A 20048-nucleotide genomic window follows, 5' to 3' on the forward strand; every position below is an offset into this window, starting at 1 on the left:
TTTCTTTGCTTCTGCAACAAATGTTTGTTAATAAATTATCCATCCCCCGTCCTTGCAATACACACGCTTTTTGTTTATAATAAGGATGTACGGGGAAGTTCGCAGTGCGCGGCCCCCGATGAAAAGCAAAATTCGATTCCGAACGAAAAGAATTTGAGAGGAGTTTGTTACCATGGGTTTAGGTAAGAAAACGATCGACGATCAGAATTACTGCGGCAAGAAGGTCCTTGTCCGCTGCGATTTCAATGTCCCGATGAAGGACGGCGTGATCACCAACGAGAACCGCATCAATGCGGCTCTGCCCACCATCCAGAAGCTGGTCAATGATGGCGCTAAGGTCATCCTGTGCAGCCACCTGGGCAAACCCAAGAACGGCCCCGAGGCAAAGTTCAGCCTGGCACCCGTTGCTGTGGCTCTGAGCGCAAAGCTGGGCAAGACCGTTGTGTTCGCTGATGACGACAACGTTGTGGGCGAGAACGCAAAGGCTGCTGTTGCCGCAATGAACAACGGCGATGTCGTTCTGCTGCAGAACACCCGTTTCCGCAAGGAAGAGACCAAGAACATGCCTGAGTTCAGCCAGGAGCTGGCTTCTCTGGCAGATGCATACGTTGACGATGCATTCGGCAGCTGCCACCGTGCACACTGCTCCACCGCAGGTGTCACCGACTACATCAAGGATACCGCTGTCGGTTACCTGATGGAGAAGGAGATCAAGTACCTGGGCAACGCAGTCAACGATCCCGTCCGTCCCTTCACCGCCATCCTGGGCGGCGCTAAGGTCGCCGATAAGCTGAACGTCATCTCCAATCTGCTGGAGAAGGTCGATACCCTGATCATCGGCGGCGGCATGGCTTACACCTTCGTCAAGGCTCAGGGCTACGAGGTCGGCAAGAGCCTGTGCGACGATACCAAGTTGGATTACTGCAAGGAAATGATGGCCAAGGCCAAGGAGAAGGGCGTGAAGCTGCTGCTGCCCGTGGATGCAGCCTGCATCAAGGACTTCCCCGATCCCATCGACGCTCCCGTGGATGTCACTGTGGTGCCCGTCACCGCCATCCCTGCTGACATGGAGGGCTGCGACATCGGCCCCGAGACCATGAAGCTGTTTGCCGATGCTGTCAAGGCATCCAAGACCGTGGTGTGGAACGGCCCCATGGGCGTGTTCGAGAACCCCACCCTGGCAGCTGGTACTCTGGCTGTTGCCAAGGCTATGGCTGAGAGCGATGCTACCACCGTGATCGGTGGCGGCGACAGCGCAGCAGCTGTGCAGCAGATGGGCCTGGGCGACAAGATGACCCACATCTCTACCGGCGGCGGCGCTTCTCTGGAGTATCTGGAGGGCAAGGAGCTGCCTGGTATCGCTGTGATCCAGAACGCATAAGCATCTGAACCAGCATCACTGAGGTGCGGCGGCATATACGCCGCCGCACTTTTTATTTTGGGTAATAAGATCTCTCAGGCTTGCCGACGCTCGCCAGCTCTCCATCCGGGAGGCACTGCCTCTCCTGCCGGGAGAGGCGGCACCGAAGGCGGCGGAGAGGTATTTTGTGATAAGGAGATCGTTAGAATGGATAAGGCAAAGCGTAAGGCAATCATTGCAGGCAACTGGAAGATGAACAAGACCGCCACTGAGGCAGCCAAGCTGGTGGACGAGCTGATCCCCGCCGTCAAGGATGCTTCCTGTGAGGTCGTTATCTGCACCCCCTACACCGATCTGGTCACCGCTGTGGAAAAGACCAAGGGCACCAACATCCATGTGGGTGCTGAGAATGTCCACTTTGAGAAGTCCGGTGCGTTCACCGGCGAGATCAGCGCCGATATGCTGGTGGATCTGGGTGTGGAGTACGTCATCGTCGGCCACTCCGAGCGCCGCCAGTACTTTGCAGAGACCGACCAGACCGTGAACAAGCGCGCTCTGGCTGCCCTGAATGCGGGCCTGAAGGTCATCATCTGCGTGGGCGAGAGCCTGCAGCAGCGCGAGGAGGGCGTGACCGAGGAGCTGGTGCGGATGCAGACCAAGATCGCCCTGCGCGACGTGACCGCCGAGCAGATGGCAAACGTGGTCATTGCCTACGAGCCCATCTGGGCCATCGGCACCGGCAAGACCGCGACCGCTGACCAGGCCGAGGAGGTCTGCGCTCAGATCCGCAAGGTCATTGGCGAAGTGTACGGCGAGGCTGTGGCCGAGGCTGTCACGGTCCAGTACGGCGGCAGCATGAACGCCAAGAACTGCGAGGAGCTGCTGAGCAAGAAGGATGTGGACGGCGGTCTGATCGGCGGCGCATCTCTGAAGGCTCCTGATTTTGCTGTTATCGTCAATGCCGCTTCCAACGGCTGAGAAAGTCCTCTGACCTGTTTTCCCAGCGCCCGGCTGCGCCGTTTTTCCAGCGCTGTGCCGGGCGCTATTTGTTCTAAATCAAAGGAGATTCAACGTTATGTCCAAGAAACCTGTACTTCTGTGCATCATGGATGGTTTTGGCTGGGTGCCCAACGAGACCTACGGCAATGCCGTGGTCGCCGCAAAGACCCCCCATCTGGATGCCCTGATGGCAAAATATCCCATGACCACCATCGATGCCTCCGGCATGGCTGTCGGCCTGCCCGATGGCCAGATGGGCAACTCTGAGGTGGGCCACACCAACATGGGCGCTGGCCGCATCGTTTACCAGCAGCTGACCCTCATCACCAAGTCCATCCGGGACGGTGAGATGTTCAAGAACCCCGTGCTGGTCAAGAACATGAAGGCTGCCATTGAGGCAGGCAAGGCCATCCACCTGATGGGTCTGGTGGGCACCGGCGGTGTCCACAGCCACGCTGACCACTGGTTCGGCGTGCTGGAAATGGCAAAGCACATGGGCGCAAAGGAAGTCTACCTGCACTGCATCACCGATGGCCGTGATACCGACCCCCACGCCGGCAAGGGCTTCCTGGCTGACCTGCAGGCCAAGCTGGATGAGCTGGGCGTTGGCAAGATCGCCAGCGTTTCCGGCCGTTACTATGCCATGGACCGCGACAACAACTGGGACCGCGAGGAGAAGGCTTACGCCGCATTCGTCTACGGTGAGGGCAACCACGCTGCCAACGCTGCCGAGGCCATTGAGGCATCCTATGCTGCCGATAAGACCGACGAGTTCGTTCTGCCCTGCGTCACCTGCGAGGGCGGCCGCGTGCAGGATGGCGATACCGTCATCTTTATGAACTTCCGTCCCGACCGTGCCCGCCAGATGACCCGCATCTTCTGTGATGACGACTTCAAGGGCTTCGAGCGCCGCGGCGGCCGCAAGCAGGTCAACTATGTCTGCATGGCCGAGTACGATGCCACCATGCCCAACTGCGAGGTCGCCTATCCTCCCGTGGAGCTGAAGAATGTTCTGGGCCAGTACCTGTCCGAGAACGGCAAGACCCAGCTGCGCATTGCCGAGACCGAGAAGTATGCACACGTCACCTTCTTCTTCAACGGCGGTGTGGAGGCTCCCTACGAGGGTGAGGACCGCTGCGTCATCCCCAGCCCGAAGGTTGCCACCTACGACCTGCAGCCTGAGATGAGCGCCCCTGAGGTGGCTGCTGAGTGCGTCAAGCGCATCGAGAGCGGCAAGTATGATGTGGTCATCCTGAACTTTGCCAACTGCGACATGGTCGGCCACACCGGCGTGTTCGATGCCGCTGTCAAGGCCGTTGAGGCTGTGGATACCGCTGTGGATCAGGTGGTTACCGCTGTGCTGAACGCAGGCGGCTGCGCCTTTATCACGGCTGACCACGGCAACGCCGAGAAGATGATGAACCCGGACGGCACTCCCTTTACCGCCCACACCACCAATGTGGTGCCCTTTGTGGCCGTTGGCTGCGGCGATGTGAAGCTGCGCGAGGGCGGCTGCCTGGCAGATATCGCTCCCACCATGCTGCCCTATATCGGCCTGCCTGTCCCCGCTGAGATGACCGGCAAGAGCATCATCGTGGAGTAAGCACTCCGCAAAAGCGCTTTCCGGAAACGTAAAAAGACCTCCCCGTGCAGGTGCTGCCTGCATGGGGAGGTCTTTTGCTGTATCGCTTAGTAGTGCAGCTGGTCAGCGGTCAGTGCTTCCAGCACCGGCAGCATGGCGGCTGCCTCGGCCTTGGCGGCGGGCAGATCCATATCGCGGTAGTTGCCGCATTCCACCTCGCTGGCACCGGGGATATCCCCCTCAAAGGCGGCCATGAAGCGGAAGGAATCCAAGGTCAGCTCCAATGCCTGCGCCGGGGTCAGCCCGCGGGTGAGCAGGTAGAAGCCAGTGCGGCAGCCCATGGGGCCAACGTAGATCACGCCGTCCTTCACCGCGCTGTTGCGGGCGTAGGTGGCAAACAGGTGCTCCAGCGTGTGGGCGGCACCGGTGGTCAGGTAATCGCCCTGATTGGGCTTCTTCATCCGGATGTCCCAGGTCAGCACATCACCATCCTGGCGGCTCAGGTACATGCCCCGGTCCAGTTTGGTGTGATCGACACAGAAGCTTGCAATGCGTTCCATGATGTTCTCCTTCAGGATCAGGCCTGCAGGCGCTGGACACTGCCGTGGGCACAATCCACAGCGATATCCAGGCCGTCGCGGATGTGGCTGCAGGCACCTGCAGCACCCACGATGGTGGGTTTGAGCAGGGAGTTGCCCACGATGGCAGCGTGGCTGTTCAGGCCGGGCTCCTCGACCACCAGAGCGGCGGCATCGCGGACATAGCCCAGCATCTCGTTGGTGGTGGAGGGAACGACCAGCACCATGCCGGGGCGGAACTTTGCCTTGACCTCCTCCAGAGTGCGGCAGACGCAGGCCTTGCCGCTGGCGGAGACCAGATCGGTCTTGCCGCGGCCCACGCCCACACCGGTGGCCAGGCAGTTGCCCACCATGTGGATCTTGATCATGTTGGTGGTGCCGGAAACGCCCACGGGCACGCCTGCGGTCACAACGGCCAGCTCGCCGTTGTGCAGGTAGCCGTTCTTCTCGGCCAGAGCGGTGGACATCTCAATCAGCTCATCGGTGCTGTGGGCGGGGCCCATCAGCAGGGAAGTGATGCCCCAGCTCAGGGAGAGCTGACGCTGCACCTGCTCGTCCATAACGCAGGCAATGATGGGCTGCTTGGGGCGGTACTTGCTCAGCAGGCGGGCAGTGTTGCCGGATTCAGACACGGTGACGATGGCGGCAGCGTTCACGTCCTTGGCGGTCAGGCAGGCAGCATGAGCGGTTGCATCGCTGACGCTGATCTGGATCTCGGCGTGACGCTGGGCGCGGTAGTGCTCCTCGTTCTCGGTGCGCTCTGCAATGGCGGACATGGTCTTGAGGGCCTCCACGGGGTAGTCACCGGCAGCGGTCTCACCAGACAGCATGATGGCGGAGGTGCCATCGTAGATGGCATTTGCCACGTCGGAGATCTCAGCACGGGTGGGGCGGGGGTTGACCATCATGCTGTCCAGCATCTGGGTGGCAGTGACGATGGGCTTGCCGAAGGAGAAGGAGCGGTCGATGATGTCCTTCTGGATGCCGGGCAGCTCGGTGAAGTCGATCTCAACGCCCAGGTCACCACGGGCCACCATGACGGCATCGGCTGCGGAGAGGATGCTGTCGATGTTGTTCACACCCTCGCGGTTCTCGATTTTGGCAATGATACGGATGTTGGAGTCGTACTCATTCAGCAGGTTACGGATGTCGTACACATCCTGTGCGGTGCGCACAAAGGAAGCAGCGATGAAGTCAAAGCCGTTCTGCACGCCAAAGATAATGTCCTCGCGGTCCTTCTGGCTCAGGTAGGGCATGGACAGATGCACGCCGGGCACATTGACACCCTTTTTGGTCTTGATCTTGCCGCTGTTCAACACGGTGCAGATGATGTCGGTGTCGGTGACCTGCTCAATGTGCAGCATGATCAGGCCGTCGTCCAGCATGATGGTGCCGCCGGGCTGCACGTCCTGGGGCAGATCCTTGTAAGTGACGGAGCAGATCTCCTTGGTGCCCTCCACCTCGCGGGTGGTCAGGGTAAAGGTCTGGCCGGCTTCCAGCATCTCCACACCGTTCTTGAACTCCTTCAGGCGGATCTCGGGGCCCTTGGTGTCCAGCAGGGCGGCAACAGGCTTGCCCAGCTCCTCACGCAGAGCTTTCAGCTTTGCCAGACGGCCGCCGTGCTCCTCGTAGGAACCGTGGGAGAAGTTGAAACGGGCCACGTTCATGCCGTTTGCGATCAGGTCGCGCAGGACATCGCCCTTATCGGTAGAAGGGCCCAGGGTGCAGATGATCTTCGTTTTTCTCATAAAATACCTCCAACGTTTACGCTATAATGCTCTCTATCTTGACGCAGCAGCCCAAGCTGGCTGCTCTCTGGCGGGCAGTGATTGCTTTGCGCCCGCGGCGGCAGTATACGCCAATATGGCTGTTTCAAAAAACCATACCACTATACATTATAAGCTCTTGGATACAATAGCGCAAGAAAAATCTTTGCAAAGAAACTGCTAAGATTTCATCAGGTTTGAACAAAAAACTTTCCACCACAAAGCGCTTGCATAACCGGCGGGATTTGCTTATAATGAAGGTAAGCAAAAGTGCGACTGTTCCGGGGCAGCCCGGAGGAAAATGGAGTGAAAACATATGGAAAAGCGTGTATTTTTGATCGTACTGGACAGCTTTGGCATCGGTGCGGAGCCGGATGCAGCCGCCTTTGGCGACGAGGGCACCAACACGCTGGGGGCCATTGCAGGGCATCCCAATTTCAACTGCCCCAACCTAAAAAAGCTGGGCCTGTTCAACATTGACGGTGTGACCGCGGGCGAAAAGACCGACGCGCCCGCCGGTGCCTTTGCTCGCCTGCAGGAGCAGAGCATGGGCAAGGATACCACCATCGGCCACTGGGAAATCGCTGGTGTGGTCAGCCCGAACCCGCTGCCCACCTTCCCCAACGGCTTCCCGGAGGAGCTCATTCAGGACTTTGAGGCAAAAACCGGCCACAAAGTCCTCTGCAATCTGCCCTATTCCGGCACCGAGGTGCTGAAGGACTACGGCGAGCAGGCCATGAAGGAAAATGCCCTCATCGTCTACACCAGCGCCGACAGTGTGTTCCAGGTGGCTGCCCACGAGGAGCTGGTGCCCGTGCCAGAGCTTTACCGCTACTGCGAGATCGCCCGCGAGATGCTGAAGGGTGCGTACGGCGTGGGCCGTGTCATCGCCCGGCCCTTCCTGGGCAGCAGCGCCGAGACCTTCTACCGCACCACCAACCGCCACGACCTGAGCCTGAAGCCGCCCCGTGCCACTATGCTTGACCTGCTGAAGGAGGCCGGCAGGGATGTCATCGCCGTGGGCAAGATCTTTGATATCTTTGACGGACAGGGCGTGACCGAAAAGATCAAGACCACCGGCAACACCAATGGCATCGCCTTCACCAAGGCATTGCAGACCCGGGATTTCGAGGGTCTGGCCTTTGTGAATCTGGTGGATTTTGATATGCTCTACGGCCACCGCCGCGACGTGCCCGGCTATGCCGCCGCCGCCACCGAATTTGACCGCTTCCTGGCCGACTTCATCCCCGGGATGCGGGAGGGCGACCTGCTGATGATCACCGCCGACCACGGCTGCGACCCCTCCTACACCAAGACCACCGACCATACCCGCGAGTATGTGCCGTATCTGGTCTGCGGCAAGGGCGTGAAGCCCGGTGTGGACCTGGGCACCCGGCTCTGCTTTGGCACCATTGCACAGACCGTGTGTGAATATCTGGGTGTGGATGCTTCCAGCCTGGACGGCCACAGCGTGTTGCAGGAGATCATGAAGTAATATGAGCCCTCTCAGTCATGCGACAGCGCGACTGAGAGGGCTATTTTTGTGTAAAGTCTTGAACAATATAGTCAGTTGTGGTAGACTAGCACATGCACGCCCGGTGCGTACAAAGTTTACGCCGGGTGCAGGAATTGATATGGTTTCAGAATAGAAGGAGACTATCACATGAGAATCAATCGTACTCTGGGTCTGGCACTGACCGCTGCTGTGCTGGCTGTTGCCATGACTGGCTGCTCCAATAGTGCATCTTCCACCGCATCCTCCGCTGCTTCCAGCGAGGCTGCTTCCTCTGTGGCCGCTTCCAGCGAAGCTGCCGAGAGCGAGGCCGCTGCCGCCAGCGTTGTCAGCACCGAGGATCTGGATGTGAACGGCACCACCTACTCCGCTGACTGCTACGGCGAGTTCACCCTGTCCAACGGCGACACCATGAAGCTGTGGAAGGTGAACGGCGCTTACGCAGACCTGAGCGCTCTGCCCATGAAGGGCATGGCCGAGGAGTTCCCCATCGAGGCCGAGGCTGAGCAGATCTATGTTGCTGACGTGACCAGCAACGGCGAGACCACCCGCCAGTATCTGCGCACCGACAAGGCTGGCCGCAACGGCACTGTCTCTGTCAAGACCTTTGAGCTGGGCGACGCTGAGTAATCGCGCTTCCCTGTAAGATCAGTAGACAACAAGCCCCGGACCTTTTGCAAGGCCCGGGGCTTGTGCTGTTTTATCCTGTTTTATTCTCCGCTGCTGCTGGAACCGAACAGGGCATCCAGCACGGTGGAAGCGGCCTGATGCAGGGAGTTGGCAGCAGATTCCACCTGCTCCTGCGTGGGCAGAGAGATAGAAGGTGTTTCTGCTCCACCGGTGGATTCACTGCTGGCTTCACTCTCAGCAGGTGCTTCGGTGGAAGCCTCGCTCTCGGCAGGCGCTTCGGGGGTGGGTTCTGCGGGCTGCTCATCGGCAGGCTGTTCCGCAGGCACGCTCTCGGCAGGTTCCTCCACAATGATGCTGTCGGGCGATTCCTCCACAGAGGTGCCCGCGTTGGGGTCAGCTGTGGGGGTGAATACCTCGGTCTTTTCGGGGGTCTGCTGGGTATCGCTCACGGTGCCCTCGCCGCCCAGAACGGATGCGATCAGCTCCTTGGCCTGGTTGACCGAGTTCTCATCCGGCTTCATCACATAGAGGCTCTGACCCTTTGCGGAGTAGCACTGGGAGCTCTTGCCGCTGGTGCCGGTCACGGCATAGCTCTGGATGTCCCAGTCAGACAGGCTTGCCAGCTGCATCCGCACCAGTGCGGAGATCTGCTCCTGAGAAAGGCTGGTCACAAAGCAGTCGGACACAGCATCCATCAGTTTGGAGAAGCTCATCAGCACGGTGGGAGATTTGATCTTGTTCATCATGGCATCGATGACTTTCATCTGGTTGATGCCACGCTGGATATCGCCGGAGGCAAAGGCGTGACGCTCACGGGCAAAGGCCAGAGCGCTCTTGCCGTCCAGATGGTTCCAGCCCTCGGCAAAGGTGGTGGGATCATAATAGCCGGGGCTGCCCACCGAGGTGAACGCCTGATCGGAGTAGACATCCACGCCGCCCACGGCATCGATGATGCTGATGAAGCCCGCAAAGTTGATGCGGAGGTATTGGTCCACATTGACCCCGTACAGGTTGCCCAGGGTTGCCATGCTGGTCTCCACGCCGTACAGACCGGCATGAGTCAGCTTGTCCTTGCTGCTGGTACCCGCCAGATCAACGTAGTAATCGCGGGGGGTGTTGATGAGCGCCACCCGTTTGGTGGAGGGGTTGACCACGGCAAGGATGTTCACATCGCTGCGGGCCTTTTCGGTCAGTTCGCCGCGGTTGTCCACGCCGCTCAGGTAGACCACAAAAGGCTCCTTGGTGATCTTGTTGGCCTCGGTGCCGGTGACAAGGCCGGAGGTCACGTTATCCAGTGCACTCAGGCCCTGCTGCGCCCAGACACAGCCCAGCGCCAGAAAGGCGCACAGGAACACCGAGAACACCCGGGATACCTTGCGGGGGGCGCTGTACTCCTGGCAGCGCTTGACCAGCAGCCAGAACAGCACCAGCAGTGCCGCAATGATGACCAGATACAGCGCGGGCAGCATCTGGGTGCGCCAGAGCTGGAAGAAGGCCGCAATGCTCAGAATGGCTTGTACGATCAGCAAAACAGTACCTCGTTTCGGGTTGGCCGCGCCGGTATCCGCATCCGGCCTGCGGCGGGGGGGCTTTGACTCCGGGGCAGGCCCGCCGGTATGCTTCGGCGGCTTGGGCGGTGCAGGCGGCGGGGTGGGAGCGGCAGTTTCCGGCGCAAAAAAGGCCGCGCTGTCCACCTCCACAGTTTTTTCTTCCGGTGGGCGGTGGCCCCGGTGGATGTGCCGGGTGCTGTCATCGTCCGTGTGGGAACGGGAAGTTTCATCAAACATAGGAATTCTCCTTTTTGACATGTCCTCAGGCAAGGGGCACGATGGTCAGAACGGCCCGTGCCGGCAGGCAGGTGGCCGTCTGATCCTCCTGCGAGATCCAGCCAAAGCTTTCGCAGATGTGGTCAGGGCAGGGGGAATCAATGAACCGTGCCGCGCCGTCCTTGACCTCGATGTGCACCGTCAGATAGCCGGTGTCGATGTCATAGACGGCATCCCTGTCCAGAGAGATCTTCTGCACCGTGTTCGCATCGCCGTAGATCAGCTCCGCGCCCAGGGTGCTGCCGCTCTGCCCGGCACTGCGGAGGTAAAAAAGCACCCCCGCGATCACCAGAACAACAGCGGCGAACAGTAAATTGACCCAGAGATTTTTTTTCTGCTTCATGGCTCAGGCATCCTTCTGGGGGAACAGCTGTTCCAGCTCGGCCAGCCACAGGGCGGCGCAGGCATCGCTGGGCATCCGCCAGTCCCCGCGCGGCGAGAGGGTCACGCTGCCAATCTTGGGGCCGTCGGGCAGGCAGCTGCGCTTGAACTGCTGGGCAAAGAACCGCCAGTAGAAGTTGCGCAGCCACTTGTAAAGCACCGCGTCCGGGTATTCCTCCCGGCCCGCAAAGGCTGCCCTGGCCAGCCGGAAGATCTTTGCCGGGCCAAAGCCGAAGCGGAGTACATAATAAAGGTAGAAGTCGTGCAGTTCATAGGGGCCCACCAGATCCTCGGTGCGCTGTGCGATCTCGCCGTTGTCCTTGGCGGGCAGCAGCTCGGGGGACACAGGGGTGTCGAGGATGTCCAGCAGCACCTCTTTCAGGGCCGGGGTGGCGGCAATGTCGGCTTCGTACCGGACAAGGTGGCGCACCAGCGTTTTGGGTACGCCTGCGTTCACGCCGTACATGCTCATGTGGTCACCGTTGTAGGTGGCCCAGCCCAAGGCCAGCTCGGAAAGGTCGCCGGTACCCACCACCAGACCGCCGGTGCGGTTGGCGGTGTCCATCAGCTCCAGAGTGCGCACGCGGGCCTGACCATTCTCGTAGGTCACGTCCAGCACGCTCTCGTCCTGGCCGATGTCCCGGAAGTGGCTGTGCACTGTGGCGGCAATGTCGATCTCGGTAAAGCTGACGTGCAGCTCGTCACAGAGGATCTCTGCATTGCTGCGGGTGCGCTTGGTGGTGCCAAAGCAGGGCATGGTCACGGCCAGCACATCGGTGGTGGGGCGGCCCAGCTGCTTCATGGCGCGGACAGCCACCAGCAGGGCAAGGCAGCTGTCCAGACCGCCCGAAATGCCGATGACAGCTGTTTTGGCGCGGGCGTGCTCAAGACGCTTGGCCAGGCCATCGGCCTGCATCTTCAGGATCAGCTCACAGCGCTCGGCACGCAGCTGCTCGTTGTGGGGGATAAAGGGGGTGGGGTCTACCCAGCGGGTCAGCACGGTGTCGGTCAGGGTCAGGTCGAACTCCACGGTCTGGTAGCCCTCGGTGCTGGGCTCAAAGCTGGTGTTGCGCGCCCGCTCCGACTCCATCCGCTGGCAGTCCAGCTCCGTCTCGGCAAGGCCGCCTGCAAAGGGCTTTACCTCGGCCAGCAGGGTGCCGTTCTCGGCGATCAGGTCGTGGCCTGCGAACACCATGTCCTGGGTGCTCTCGCCGTGGCCTGCCGAGGCGTACAGGTAGCCGCAGAGCAGACGGGCAGACTGGTTTTCCACCAGTGCCCGGCGGTACTCGGCCTTGCCTACCGTTTCATCGCTGGCCGAGAGGTTGGCGATGACGGTAGCGCCAGCCAGTGCGTGGAAGGTGGAGGGCGGCAGGGCGCTCCACAGGTCCTCGCAGAGCTCCACGCCCAGCACAAAGCTGGGCATCTGGCGGCAGCGGAAGAGCAGGGAGGTGCCGAAGGGAACATCCTGCCCGCAGACATTCACCCACTCCACCTCGGTGGAACCGGGGGTGAACTGCCGCTTTTCATAGAACTCGCCGTAGTTGGGCAGGTACGTTTTGGGAACCAGACCCAGCAGCTGCCCGCGGCAGAGCACGGCAGCGCAGTTGTACAGCTTACCCCGTACCATCAGGGGCAGGCCCACAAGGGCCACGGTGTCCAGCTCCCGGCTGGCATCCAGCAGCTCCTGCAGGCCGGTCAGGGCTCCCTGCTGCAGGGTGCGCTGCAAAAACAGGTCGCCGCAGGTATAGCCGGTCAGGCAGAACTCAGGGAACACGGCCAGCTTTACGCCGCGGGCGGCGGCGGCACGCAGCTCCGTGAGGATCTGCCGGGTGTTGTAGGCGCAGTCCGCCACCCGAAGCGCGGGCGAGAGGGCTGCTGCTTTCAAAAAACCATCTTTCATCGGAGGATTTCACATCCTGTCTCTCTTGTTTGCCCACGGCGAACAACTGTGCTCCCGTGGTGAGGATAGTATACCACACTCTGACCAAAACGAAAAGAGGGCTGTTATCAACCCTCTCTGCCTCTGCGCCTGACGGCGGGGCAAAGAAGGGTTCTAACAACCCCCTGCAGATACACCAAATGGAAAACGAGATGGACCGTAAGCCGGGTTCTGTATTAAACGACGATCTGTCTAGGCCTGCCATTGCTGACAGGCTCGTGCCGCCTTCGGGACACGCGAGCAGCGCTGTACGTCCCATATAGGCGTTGCTTCCGGTAGGGTTTACAAAGCCGCATAGTCACCCATGCGCTGGTGAGCTCTTACCTCGCCCTTTCATCCTTACCGCATTGCTGCGGCGGTTTCCTTTCTGTTGCACTTTCCCTGAGGTCACCCTCGGCTGCCGTTAGCAGTTACCGTGCTCTGTGAGGCCCGGACTTTCCTCAGAGCGGTCAAAGCCGCCCCGCCGCCGTATGTTCCACTCGTTTTCTGTTCCCCATAATACCATAAAAAAACAAGATTTGCAAGTGACGATAAAATTTGGTATAATAAATTTAAATATGGCGTGAAATTTTTGGGGAGGGACAACGGATGCAGCTGCTTTTCAATGTCCCACCCGAAGCCGATGGCGTGCTGCTGCGCGGCTTTCTGCGCCGGTGTGCCGTCTCCACGGAGCTGGCCCGGGCGGTCAAATTCCATGGCAGCGGCTTTTTTGCGGACGATGCGCCCATTCTGGCCAACCGCCGCGTGCAGGCGGGGCAGATCATCCGCTTTGCGCTGCCCGCCGACGGCCCCGGCGTGGAGCCGCAGCCTGAGATCCCGGTCAGGGTCGTTTACGAGGATGCTTTTGCCGTGGTGCTGGAAAAACCGCCCCATCTGGCGGTCCACCCCACCCTGAACTACCCCCGGGATACCCTGGCCAACGGCTATGCCGCCTGGGCGGCTGCCCACGGCGAAAGCCCGGTGTTCCGCCCGGTGAACCGGATCGATAAAGACACAAGCGGGCTGGTGCTGGCCGCAAAGAACGGCTATGCCGCGCCCCTGCTGGCCGAGGGCGTAGAGAAACTCTATTACGCCATCGTGGAGGGCGAACTGCCCCTTGGCCCCGGAGTCATCGATGCCCCCATTGGCCGGAGAGGGGACAGTATCATCGGGCGGTGCGTGACCCCCGAGGGCAAGCCCAGCCGCACCGAGTATACCATATTAAGGGCAGCGCAGGGCCTGAGCCTTGCCGCCTGTGTTCCCGTGACGGGCCGCACCCATCAGATCCGGGTGCACTTTGCATCCATCGGCCACCCGCTGGCCGGGGACGACCTTTACGGCGGGCAACGTGACCGCATTGCCCGGCAGGCGCTCCATTGCGCCCGGCAGAGTTTCCGGGTGCCGGCTTACACCGAGGTGCCCGGCGGCATCCGGCTGGAAACGCCGGTGGAGGAACACGCCCGCACCGTTGCAGTGGAGAGCCCCCTGCCCGAGGATATGCGGGCATTGCTGGATGCTGAAATATGAAAATACGGTGAAACCTCTGTGAAAGCTCTGCCCAAATTTTGTGACAAGCCTTGTATCGGCCCGAGCAGAGTGTATAATTGATATGAATTTGTAACTTTCGACCCAAAACGTCAGGAAGGAGCAACCCCTTTTGATCGAAGAAAAAACAAAGGAGCCGCAGAGCCAGGCTCCTGCAGCGCCGGTGAAGGGCAGAGAAAAACTGCGAAGCTTCTGGGCAAAGGTCCAGATCTCCGGCCTGCTGCGGCGGCACCGTTTCCGCCGCAAAACGCAGCGGCACATGAATGATGTGGCCAAAAAGCTGCGGGCCAGTGCCGTGGTGCTGACAGTTGGCGAGGCACTTTATGCACTGGGCTTTGCGGCAGAGTACATGGTGGTGCGCACAGGGCGCGGCATTGCTGCCGTGGCCCACAGACTGGCCCGCTGGTGCAGGAATGCCCGGCATACCATCATTGCAACAGCCTTTCCCGGTGCGGCGCAGATGTTCAAGGATCTGCTGGCACCGCTTTACCTGTTCTTCAAGGGCCTCGGCGCTGTGGCGGCCCACGCCAACGACGTGCGCCGGGAGCGGGGCTTTGGTGCTTCCGTAAAAGCGGCCGGGCGCTATTTTGTGGGCGGGCTCAAGCGCAACCTGAGCCTGCTGCCCCGGACAGCAATGTACATCCTGCCCCTGTGTATGCTGGCCGTGTTCGTCACGGTCTGGAACAGGACGATGGCCCAGCCCTATGCGCTGGCTGTGCAGGTGAACGGCCAGACCGTTGGCTATGTGGCCAATGAGGAAGTGTTCAACCTCGCAAAAGAGGATGTGATGCAGCGCATCAACTACGCCGGTTCGGACAAGACCGAGCTGACCATCGAGCCGACCTATACCATCTCTGTGACCCACAAGACCATGGACGAGAGCGAGACGGCAAACGCCATTCTGCAGAGCGCCAGTGACCAGATCAGTGAGGGCACCGCCCTGTATCTGGACGGGGAACTGACGGCAGTCTGCTCCGATGGTGACACCCTGCGTAGCTATCTGGAGAGCCTGCTGGCCCCCTACGAGGATCAGACGGACGAGAATATCAGCGTGGGCTTTAACAAAAATGTGACGCTGGAAGATGGAATCTACTTCAACGACAGCTTTGAGGATGACAATTCCATTGAGGATATGCTGACCGGCGTGCAGCAGCAGGAGAAGATCTATACGGTCAGGGCGGGCGATACCCTGTGGGACATTGCCCAGAAGAACGACCTGACCTTCCGGGAGCTGTGTGCCCTGAATACGAATTTCAAGGGTGCTCCCCTGACCGAGAACTCCAATATCCAGGAGGGCGACCAGCTGATCGTGACCAAGCAGGAGGCTCTGCTGGAAGTCCGCATCACCAAGGTGGAGACGCGGGAGGAGGAAATCCCCTTCGGCACCGAGACCACCCAGTCCAACGAGTACACCAAGGGTACCACCAAGACCCTGCAGGAGGGCCAGAACGGCCTGCGCCGCGTCACCATGCAGAACGTCTACGATACCAATGGCGCGCTGCTGGAGCAGACCATCCTTTCCACCGAGACCATCCGGGAGCCGGTGAACAAAAAGGTGGTCGTTGGCACCAAGAAGGTCACGAAGTACGGTGCGGCGGCATACATCGGTGGCAGCGGTCAGTTCATCTGGCCTGTGCCGGGCTACCGCAACTGCTCACGCTGGTATAGCAGCGGCCATAAGGGCGTGGATATCTGTGCCTCTGCCGGTACGCCCATCTATGCATCGGCGGGCGGCACCGTGACCAAGGCGGGTTATAACAAGGCCGGTGCCGGTACGGGCTATGGTTATTCTGTGATCATCAGCCACTCCGGCGGCTATACCACGGTCTATGCCCACTGCCTGTCTCTGGCGGTCAGTGCGGGCCAGACCGTGCGGCAGGGCCAGCTCATCGGCTATGTGGGCAGCACGGGCCGCTCTTCCGGCAACCACTGCCACTTCGAGATCCGCCGCAATGGCTCGTACATCGCACCGCAGAGCGTGTTCCCCGGAAAGCGATAAATCAGAACAGAACCTCTCCGGCAATGCGAAGCATAAACTTAGCTCCCCTATCAGGCAACAACGACGACCGCCGCCAGTGGCGGATGAAGAGAGGCGTTGTTGGGGCAGCGGCCAGCAGGACACGAGTGCAATACTTTGCACGAAGTGGACGCTGGGAGCCGCAACTCGTATGCTGGCGTGAAGCGCCCGAGAGGTTTATTTTACAAACAAAAAGGAGAATGATTATGGCAACACCCCACATCAGCGCTGAAAAAGGCGATTTCGCAAAGACCGTCCTGATGCCCGGCGATCCGCTGCGGGCAAAGTTCATCGCGGATACCTTCCTCAAGGATGTCCGCCAGGTCACCGGTGTCCGTGGAATGCTGGGCTTTACCGGCACCTATGAGGGCCGCCCCATCAGTGTGATGGGCAGCGGCATGGGAATGCCCTCCATCGGCATCTACTCCTACGAGCTGTACAAGTTCTACGATGTGGACAACATCATCCGCATCGGCTCTGCCGGCAGCTACACCGACAAAGCCAAGCTGTTCGATGTGGTGCTGGCCGCCGGTGCTGTGAGCGAGAGCAATTATGCCCGGGTCCAGAGCGGCTTTGAAGGGGACCTCACCCTGCCCAGCCAGACCCTGAACGACAAGCTGCGTGCTTCTGCCGCAAAGCAGGGCATCCCCCTGATCGAGGGCAACATCCATTCCTCCGATGTGTTCTATCGCCAGCCCTCCGATGAAAAGCCCACCTACTGGGAAAAGCTGCGGGATGAGCGCGGCTGCCTGTGTGTGGAGATGGAGAGCTTTGCCCTCTTCGCCAACGCTCAGGTTCTGGGCAAGAATGCCGCCTGCCTGCTGACCATCTCCGACAGCTTTGTCTCCCCGGAGATCACCACCGCCGAGCAGCGTCAGACCAGCTTCACCAACATGATGAAGGTCGCACTGGGTGCGGAGTACTGATTTGCATTCACAAAAAGGGTTGTTGTCACACGACAACAACCCTTTTATGTTTTAAGTGTCACTATAATGTCCGAAACAGGATGCGATGATGATACTGCCAACTCATTTAATCTACCTCGATCAAATCGTGCTCGGTGAGCTTGGCTTTTCTGGTATCGATGTCGTGGACGATCTGGCGAAGATGATTGATGTTGCTTTCCGAGTAGAACGGGTCGGCGGAAATCTCAAAGGGAATGCGGTGCTCCCGGGAAACTTTTTTGGCGAAAATCGTGAATGCCGTTGTCATAGAAAGTCCCATCTCGGCGCAAACCTCTTCCATGCTGCGTTTCAGGTCTGGGTCCATCCGGAAGTTCACATTGACTGCATTTGCCATTCTAATACACCTCCTTCTTGATTCTATTATATGCGTCTGTAATGAAAAATGCAAGAACTTTCGTTACATAATAAATGGATAACGAGAAATCTCTTGAAGAATTTGAGAACACGCCGTATAATTGAAGTGCAAAAGAGGGGATGAAAGATGGACGACTTTCAACCAAATCAGGATATCTGCCTTGTACCTTATTACCCAGCCTATGAAATTGCCCTTCCGTGGTATCAGGACGCAGAACTGTGCCATCATGTAGATAATCAGAATCGCATTTATGACCTGCCTATCCTGAAAAATATGTACCAGTATCTGGATAGTCATGGTGATTTGTTCTACATTGGATATAAGGGCATTCTGTGCGGAGATGTATGCTTGCAGACAAGCGGAGAAATTTCGATTGTGGTCTGCAAAGAGTATCAGAATCGGCACATTGGGAGAACAGTGATTGGGAAGATTCTTGCACTGGCAAAAGAGAAGAAATATCCGCAATGCTATGCAGAAATTTATTCCTTCAACAAGCAGTCCCGCAAAATGTTTGAAAGTATAGGATTTGTTCAGAAAGACGCAGAAACGTTTGTTTATACTTTAGAATGAAAAGGAGGCCCCTATGACCAATCTGACTTTAGACGAAAAGAAAGCCCTGATCCGGATGGCACTGGAAGCCCGGGAGCAGGCCTATGTGCCTTACTCCGACTTTATGGTGGGTGCTGCCCTGCGGGCCGAAGATGGCCGCATCTTCACCGGCTGCAATGTGGAAAACGCTGCCTTTACCCCCACCAGCTGTGCCGAGCGCACGGCCCTGTTCAAGGCGGTGAGCGAGGGCGTGACCCGCTTCACCGACATTGCCGTGGTGGGTTCCCGCCGTGGCGAGGTGAACAAGCAGATCACCTCGCCCTGCGGGGTCTGCCGTCAGGCGCTGTTTGAATTCGGCGGGCCGGAGCTGAATGTCATCATGGCAAAGACCCCCGATGATTTCATCGAGCGCAGCATGGACGAGCTGCTGCCCTTCGGCTTTGGCCCCTCCAACGTGGCGGGCAACAAAGCCGTGGAAGAGTGAGGCGGGAAGCGGAGATTTTGCCGAAATTGGCGAAATAGTACGACTTTTACACGAATTTTACAAAAAATCTGTAAAGATTTTGTAATCGGAAATGCCTTGCTTTCCTCACATGACCCGGCTATACTTGGGTCAGTAAATGTGCAAGTGTGCGCATTCCCTTTGTAAAGCGCAATTTTTAATGTATAAAAAGGAGAGTTTTCTTATGATGATTTCTCGTCGTAACTTCTTGGCTGTGGCTGGCGCTGCAGCTGCTGCCGCTGCTCTGACCGCCTGCGGTGGTTCTTCCTCTTCCACCAGCACCGCTTCTTCCACTGCTTCTTCTGCAGCTTCTGAGGCTGGCTCCGAGGCTGCCAGCAAGATCACAAAGGTCGCTCTGACCTGCGATACCGGCACGATCGATGACGAGAGCTTCAACCAGGCTTGCTGGAGCGCTGTTTCCAGCTACATGGGCGATGACTGCCAGTACTACATCCCCGAGGCTGACGCTTCCGATGAGGACCGTGAGACCATGATCCGTCAGGCTGTCAACGATGGCGCTGAGGTCATTGTCTGCGTCGGCTACCTGTATGGTGCTTCTCTGGCATGGGCTGCTGAGCAGTACCCCGATGTCAAGTTCGTCGCTATCGATGTCACCCAGGGCGATATCGGCACCGATGAGATCCCCTCCAACTGCTACTGCATCACCTTCAAGGAGGAGCAGGCAGGCTATCTGGCAGGTTACGCCATTGCCAAGGACGGCAAGACCAAGCTGGGCTTCCTGGGCGGCATGGCTGTTCCCGCTGTCATCCGTTACGGCTACGGCTTTGTGCAGGGCGCTGATGCTGCTGCTCAGGAGCTGGGCCAGAACATCGACATCAACTACTTCTACGGCGGCCAGTTCTACGGCGATGCCAACATCACCTCCCGTATGGAGGGCTGGTACTCCAACGGCACTCAGGTCGTCTTTGCCTGCGGCGGCGGTATCTACACCTCCGCTGTTGAGGCTGCCCTGAAGAACAACGGCTACGTCATCGGCGTTGACGTTGACCAGAACTACATCGGCGCAAACGGCGTTGCTGATGGCACCTATGCTTACAACCCGTTCATCACCTCCGCTATGAAGGGCCTGTCTGAGGCTGTTTCTACTTCTCTGTCCGACATCGAGGCAGGCGAGTGGAGCACCATCGCAGCGACCAACGGCAACTTTGGTCTGGAGGACGGCGATTACATCGGCCTGCCCACCGATGAGGACAGCTGGAACTTCGAGACCTTCACGGTTGAGGAGTACGAGGAGCTGAAGCAGAAGATCGCTTCCGGCGAGATCGTTGTTGACAACAGCTCTGACGACGCTACCAAGCCCACCGTCAGCGAGTTCACCAACGTCACCTACATCCAGTAAAATTTGAACAGTCCGCAAGGGCTGCAGGGAACGACCCTCTCCGTCATTGCCGCCAGGCTTTGACGGAGAGGGTCGTTTTTGTCTCGCGAAAAATCGTGCAGCTTGCACAAAAGTAATACTTATAAGAGTACATCCCGCCAAAAAATCAAAAAGAAGTGTGCAAAACTGCAAAAATACGGTATAATGGTACACAGAATAGTAT

General features: G+C 58.9%; 17 protein-coding genes and 1 other RNA gene. 11 read left to right on the forward strand and 7 right to left on the reverse strand.

The genetic code is table 11. The annotated features are described in order from the left end of the window. The first annotated feature begins 172 nt into the window (after positions 1–172). The 3 genes from pgk to gpmI all read left to right on the forward strand — a co-directional run bounded on the left by pgk (position 173) and on the right by gpmI (position 3962). On the forward strand, positions 173–1381 hold the full coding sequence (gene pgk, locus J3351_RS01905) for a phosphoglycerate kinase (protein ID WP_097773591.1): 1209 nt from the start codon (positions 173–175) through the stop codon (positions 1379–1381). A 186-nt stretch (positions 1382–1567) separates the two neighbouring features. Further along, entirely contained in the window at positions 1568–2338 is a 771-nt protein-coding gene (gene tpiA / locus J3351_RS01910) for a triose-phosphate isomerase (RefSeq protein WP_005931061.1), read from the forward strand. 97 nt (positions 2339–2435) lie between these two features. Then, positions 2436–3962 carry a 2,3-bisphosphoglycerate-independent phosphoglycerate mutase gene (gene gpmI / locus J3351_RS01915; protein WP_207696994.1) on the forward strand — a complete coding sequence of 509 codons (1527 nt, stop codon included), beginning with the start codon at positions 2436–2438 and terminating at the stop codon, positions 3960–3962. 86 nt (positions 3963–4048) lie between these two features. On the opposite strand, the gene J3351_RS01920 is transcribed toward gpmI, so the two are convergent. Next, entirely contained in the window at positions 4049–4501 is a 453-nt protein-coding gene (locus J3351_RS01920; RefSeq protein WP_207696995.1) for an S-ribosylhomocysteine lyase, read from the reverse strand. Between the two features lie 17 nt (positions 4502–4518). Next, positions 4519–6267: a pyruvate kinase gene (gene pyk / locus J3351_RS01925; protein ID WP_097773593.1), complete on the reverse strand. Its 1749-nt coding sequence runs from the start codon at positions 6265–6267 to the stop codon at positions 4519–4521. 334 nt (positions 6268–6601) lie between these two features. Here pyk and J3351_RS01930 point away from each other — a divergent pair, with 334 nt between their 5' ends. Next, complete coding sequence (locus J3351_RS01930; RefSeq protein WP_207696996.1) at positions 6602–7780, forward strand: phosphopentomutase; 1179 nt, start codon at positions 6602–6604, stop codon at positions 7778–7780. A gap of 168 nt (positions 7781–7948) precedes the next feature. After that, entirely contained in the window at positions 7949–8428 is a 480-nt protein-coding gene (locus J3351_RS01935; RefSeq protein WP_207696997.1) for a hypothetical protein, read from the forward strand. 80 nt (positions 8429–8508) lie between these two features. On the opposite strand, the gene J3351_RS01940 is transcribed toward J3351_RS01935, so the two are convergent. The 4 genes from J3351_RS01940 to rnpB all read right to left on the reverse strand — a co-directional run bounded on the left by J3351_RS01940 (position 8509) and on the right by rnpB (position 13056). Beyond that, positions 8509–10215 (reverse strand): LCP family protein, encoded by a 1707-nt coding sequence (locus J3351_RS01940; protein ID WP_207696998.1) that lies wholly within the window; start codon positions 10213–10215, stop codon positions 8509–8511. A 25-nt stretch (positions 10216–10240) separates the two neighbouring features. Beyond that, a complete protein-coding gene (locus J3351_RS01945) occupies positions 10241–10597 on the reverse strand; it encodes a NusG domain II-containing protein (protein WP_207696999.1) in 357 nt (118 codons plus the stop codon). A 3-nt stretch (positions 10598–10600) separates the two neighbouring features. Then, positions 10601–12535, reverse strand: coding sequence for an NAD(+) synthase (locus tag J3351_RS01950; RefSeq protein WP_207697000.1), 1935 nt, complete (start codon positions 12533–12535; stop codon positions 10601–10603). A 183-nt stretch (positions 12536–12718) separates the two neighbouring features. Continuing rightward, positions 12719–13056: RNase P RNA component class A (rnpB, locus tag J3351_RS01955), an RNA gene on the reverse strand. Between the two features lie 106 nt (positions 13057–13162). On the opposite strand from rnpB, the gene J3351_RS01960 reads away from it, so the two are divergent. The 3 genes from J3351_RS01960 (at position 13163) to deoD (ending at position 17041) form a co-directional block, all read left to right on the forward strand. Continuing rightward, positions 13163–14080 (forward strand): RluA family pseudouridine synthase, encoded by a 918-nt coding sequence (locus J3351_RS01960; protein ID WP_207697001.1) that lies wholly within the window; start codon positions 13163–13165, stop codon positions 14078–14080. 130 nt (positions 14081–14210) lie between these two features. Next, positions 14211–16097: a M23 family metallopeptidase gene (locus tag J3351_RS01965; RefSeq protein WP_207697002.1), complete on the forward strand. Its 1887-nt coding sequence runs from the start codon at positions 14211–14213 to the stop codon at positions 16095–16097. A 224-nt stretch (positions 16098–16321) separates the two neighbouring features. Then, positions 16322–17041, forward strand: coding sequence for a purine-nucleoside phosphorylase (deoD, locus tag J3351_RS01970; RefSeq protein WP_035393670.1), 720 nt, complete (start codon positions 16322–16324; stop codon positions 17039–17041). A gap of 106 nt (positions 17042–17147) precedes the next feature. On the opposite strand, the gene J3351_RS01975 is transcribed toward deoD, so the two are convergent. Beyond that, complete coding sequence (locus tag J3351_RS01975) at positions 17148–17414, reverse strand: type II toxin-antitoxin system RelB/DinJ family antitoxin (protein WP_207697003.1); 267 nt, start codon at positions 17412–17414, stop codon at positions 17148–17150. Positions 17415–17561: 147 nt separating this feature from the next. Here J3351_RS01975 and J3351_RS01980 point away from each other — a divergent pair, with 147 nt between their 5' ends. From J3351_RS01980 to J3351_RS01990, 3 genes are all read left to right on the forward strand, one after another. After that, positions 17562–18005 (forward strand): GNAT family N-acetyltransferase, encoded by a 444-nt coding sequence (locus J3351_RS01980; RefSeq protein WP_207697004.1) that lies wholly within the window; start codon positions 17562–17564, stop codon positions 18003–18005. Between the two features lie 13 nt (positions 18006–18018). Further along, on the forward strand, positions 18019–18468 hold the full coding sequence (locus J3351_RS01985; RefSeq protein WP_005931014.1) for a cytidine deaminase: 450 nt from the start codon (positions 18019–18021) through the stop codon (positions 18466–18468). Between the two features lie 202 nt (positions 18469–18670). Next, on the forward strand, positions 18671–19846 hold the full coding sequence (locus tag J3351_RS01990; protein ID WP_035393669.1) for a BMP family protein: 1176 nt from the start codon (positions 18671–18673) through the stop codon (positions 19844–19846). The last annotated feature ends 202 nt before the right edge of the window (positions 19847–20048 follow it).

Source organism: Faecalibacterium sp. Marseille-Q0746, from assembly GCF_017377595.1.
GTDB lineage: Bacteria > Bacillota > Clostridia > Oscillospirales > Ruminococcaceae > Faecalibacterium > Faecalibacterium duncaniae.